Annotated in this window: 3 protein-coding genes; 1 reads left to right on the forward strand and 2 read right to left on the reverse strand. The window is 68.4% G+C overall.

From position 1 onward, the window contains the following. On the forward strand, nt 1-1,793 hold a 1,793-nt coding region (locus VEG08_10350), incomplete at its 5' end, for a VWA domain-containing protein (protein ID HXZ28385.1). Between the two features lie 44 nt (nt 1,794-1,837). Here VEG08_10350 and VEG08_10355 read toward each other — a convergent pair. Both VEG08_10355 and VEG08_10360 read right to left on the reverse strand, forming a co-directional pair. Next, complete coding sequence (locus VEG08_10355; GenBank protein ID HXZ28386.1) at nt 1,838-2,221, reverse strand: DUF6632 domain-containing protein; 384 nt, start codon at nt 2,219-2,221, stop codon at nt 1,838-1,840. A 317-nt stretch (nt 2,222-2,538) separates the two neighbouring features. Then, a complete protein-coding gene (locus tag VEG08_10360) occupies nt 2,539-3,732 on the reverse strand; it encodes a hypothetical protein (GenBank protein ID HXZ28387.1) in 1,194 nt (397 codons plus the stop codon). Between the last annotated feature and the right edge of the window lie 225 nt (nt 3,733-3,957).

Below are 3,957 nucleotides of genomic sequence, written 5' to 3' on the forward strand. Positions count from 1 at the left end.
AGCAGGGCGGCGGCTGGGCGCCCGACACCACCCGAGTTCCCGACGCCTCGCGCATCACCCCGCCGGTCACGCCTCCCGGCACGCGCGCCGGCCACGACATCTCCATCGAGGTCAGGCTCGACGCCGGCGTCCCCATCCAGAACTTCCGCTGCACCACCCATAAGATCGCGAGCCAGCGCACCGGGGCCGCGACCGCCGTCATCCGGCTGGAGGACCAGGCGGTCATCCCCAACAAGGACTTCATCCTGCAGTACGACGTGGCCTCGGGGAAGATCCAGGACGCGCTGCTCACCCACAAGGGCAAGAACGGGGGCTTCTTCGCGCTCATCCTGCAGCCGCCGGACCGGGTGGCGGAATCCGACGTCACTCCCCGCGAGATCGTCTTCGTGATCGACACCTCGGGCTCGCAGTACGGCTTCCCGCTGGAGAAATCGAAGAAGCTGGTGGAGCTGGCGCTCGCTCACCTGCACCCGCAGGACACCTTCAACATCATCACCTTCGCCGGCAACACCCAGATCCTCTTCGACGAGCCGGTGCCGGCCTCGGAGAAGAACCTGGCGCGCGCGCGCGCCCTGCTGGCCAACCTCACCGGCGGCGGCGGCACCGAGATGATGAAGGCCATCCGCGCCTCCATGGACCCCAGCGACTCCCAGGACCACCTGCGGGTGGTGCTGTTCTTCACCGACGGCTACGTGGGCAACGACATGGAGATCATCGGCGAGGTGCAGAAGCATCCCAACGCCCGCGTCTTCACCCTCGGCATCGGCAGCTCGGTGAACCGCTTCCTCATCGACAAGATGGCGGCGGCGGGGCGCGGCGAGGCCGAGTACGTCACCCTGGAGCGCGACGCCGACCCCGTGGTCGCGCGCCTGTTCGAGCGGGTGCGCACGCCCCTGCTCACCGACATCTCCATCGACTGGGGCGGGCTGCCCGTGACCATGACCCAGCCGGAGCGCATCCCCGACCTGTTCGGCGCCAAGCCGGTGATCGTGACCGGGCGCTACGCGGGGCCGGCGCGGGGCACCATCCGGCTGCACGGCACGCGCGCCGGTCAGCCCTACGAGCGCGACATCCAGGTCACGCTGCCGGCGGACGAGCCCGGCCACGACGTGCTGGCCACGCTGTGGGCGCGGCAGCGCATCGACGCCCTCATGTCCCAGGACTGGGTGGGCTTGCAGGGCGGCAACATGAAGGCCGAGCTGCAGCAGGCCATCACCGGGCTGGGCCTGCAGTTCCGCCTGATGACCCAATTCACCTCGTTCGTCGCGGTGGAAGAGATGACCGTGACCGACGGCGGCCAGCCGCGCACCGTGCAGGTGCCGGTGGAGATGCCGGAGGGCGTCAGCTACCAGGGCGTCTTTGGGGAGGACAAGGACGAGGCGGTGGCAAGCGGCAGCACCGTCTACGCGCTGCGCGCCGCGCCGGTCAAGAGTCGCGGCATGGGCGGCTATGCGCCGAGGCAGGCGCCGGCCGCGCCTCCCCTGACCAACACCACCACGGTGGAAGGGCGCGCCGACCAGCCGGCTGCCAAGCTCCACCCCACGCTGCAGGCGGCGGTGGCGTGCCTGAAGAGCGGCAAGAGCGGATGTGGCGCCACGCCCGCCTCCAAGCTGCTGCTGCAGGTCTGGCTGACCGACAAGACGCCCGAGGCGCTGGCCCAGCTCAAGGCCCTGGGCTTCGAGGTGGTGCTCGATCCCCAGAGTTCCAGCCTGGTGATCGGGAGGCTCACGGCGGAGAAGCTGGAGGCGCTCTCCAAGCTGAAGGCGGTGCGCTACGTGGCGCCCCAGGTGTAGAGCGGACGTCAGACGGGCGGGAACCGATTCCGCCCGCCACTTTTCTAGCCCTGCGCGGCGGCGCCGCGCGGGGTGAGCGCGCCCAGCAGGATGGCCACCAGGAAGAGGGCGGCGACGTCGCCCCACAGGTGGCCGCGCTCCTCCACGTGCTGGAAGGCGTGCCAGGCCATGATGCCGCCGTGCACCACGCTCGACCACACCGTGAACCAGATCAGGCTGAGGTGCTTGCGGGGAGCGCGCGACGCCAGCAGCAGGAAGACCCCCAGGGTGGCGTAGATGCCCAGGATCATCTGCTCGTACTCGGGCTGATTGGGGATCCAGCGCCAGCCCGCCGGCCACACCTGCATCAGCGGGTAGATGCCGAAGACGAAGATCAACCCCACCAGCACCAGCGCCGCGCGCAGAGCCTTGTCGTTGGAAGCGGCCATGGTCATCCTCCTGTCAAATGCGCGGGGATGATAGCCGAGGAGCAAGGCAAAAGTAAAAAGGCAAAAGGCAAAGCTCTCCTGGGAGTGTCATCCTTCCGCCGACCGAAGGGAGGCGGGAGGATCTGACGACATCGCCTTCGCCACCACAGGGGTTGTGCAGACGATCCTCGTCAGATCCTCCGCTCGGCTTCGCCTCGCGAAGGATGACATCAACGGAGGTTCTTCGTGCTGCGCGCGGGATCCTTCGCAGCGAAAGCTGCTCAGGATGACGCCTTCTTGAAGATGGTTTTCCTCTGTGCTCTCTGTGTCCTCTGTGGTTAATCTTCCTCGAGTTTCTTCAGCGCTCTGCGGGCGAGCTTGCCCTCGTCGGTCTGGGGGACGGAATCGGCGACGCGCTGGTAGCGCCGGCGGGCCTCCTGGTCGCGGTGGTTGAGGGCGTCCAGCTCGGCGGCCTGCAAATCGCAGCGGTAGATGTAGATGCTCGAGCCGGGAAGTGCGGCGCCCTCGGCAAAGAGCGCCAGCGCGGCCGGGTCGTGCTCAAGGTGGCGCTGCGCCATGCCCGCCAGGTAGAAGAGGCGGGCCGGCGGCAGCTTATCGAAGTTGGGCTCCTGCGCGCGGTATCTCGACAGCATGGAGTCGTAGACCTGGGCGGCGGCGGCCCAGTCGCCCATCTGCTCGTCGAGCGACGCCACCTCCTGGGGCAGCAGGTAGTTGCGCGGCGAGGCCGCGGCCATCTCCTGGAAGACGGCCAGCGCTTCCGGCAGCATCTTCTCGCGCTGGTAGAGGACGCCGAGCATCAACTGCGCGTCCTCGCGGGCGAAGTGCCCCTGCTCGGCGGCTCGCTTCACCTCCGCCAGGCCTTCCTTGCGGCTGCCATGCCGCCCGGTGAGCGCCGCCATCAGCTTCCAGAACCAGGGCAGGCTGCCCACCACGTAGTGCTGTACCCCCACGATCAGGTAAGCGTCGGTGAAGTTGGGATCCATCTTGAGCAGACGCTCGTGCAGGTCGAAGGCGTCCTTGGCCTCGTGCAGTGCCGGGCCGTACTCTTTGCGCAGGGCGAAGTGGTAGGTGGCGCGGGTGCCGTGCGTCACTCCCAGCCAGTACATGGCCTCCTTGTCCTGGGGATCGCTGTCGAGGCGCGCCTGGGCGAGCTGCTGCGCCTGGTCGAGCACGCGGAACAGCTCCTCCTGGAAGCCGGGCGAGACTTCCACCTTGGAGGGCTGGAAGACCTCGCCGCCCTGGCCGTAGACCTTGGCTTCGAGCACGCCGCGCTCGAACATCTCGCGGTAGAGGATGGCCACGGCGAGGTAGTTCCAGGCGCGCAGGTCGTCGGGATGCTCCCCCACCCAGGCCTCGAGCTGGCGGCGGGCCTGGGCGTACTCCAGGTTGCGGATGTGGCCGATGGCCACGCCCACCGGATCCTCCGGCGGGGCCGGGGCCTGGCGGGCGGAGGCGGCGGGCGCCAGGGCGAGCAGGAACGTCAGCAGGATGCAGGAAGCAGTGCAGCGCATGAGGATCGTCCTCCTGCGAGCGAGCCTAGGGCGGGCGCCCCGGGCGGGCAATCGTCCACCTCTCAATCCTAAATCGTTTCCGGGTCACCGCGCCTTGTTGGTTGTCATCCTGAGCGAGCGATGCCCTGCGGCTGGCCCGCAGGGCATCGCGAGTCGAAGGACCCCGCGTCGGATTTCTTCCGGCGACCCTTTCTTAACAACCAGGGGAAAACACCAGGTCCTTCG

Source organism: Terriglobales bacterium (genome assembly GCA_035624475.1).
Lineage (GTDB): Bacteria > Acidobacteriota > Terriglobia > Terriglobales > Acidobacteriaceae > DASPRL01.

Excerpts from the sequence above, each read along its gene's own strand:
- VEG08_10355 (HXZ28386.1), bottom strand. The coding sequence starts at position 2,221 with ATGGCCGCTTCCAACGACAAGGCTCTGCGCGCGGCGCTGGTGCTGGTG.
- VEG08_10360 (HXZ28387.1), bottom strand. The coding sequence starts at position 3,732 with ATGCGCTGCACTGCTTCCTGCATCCTGCTGACGTTCCTGCTCGCCCTG.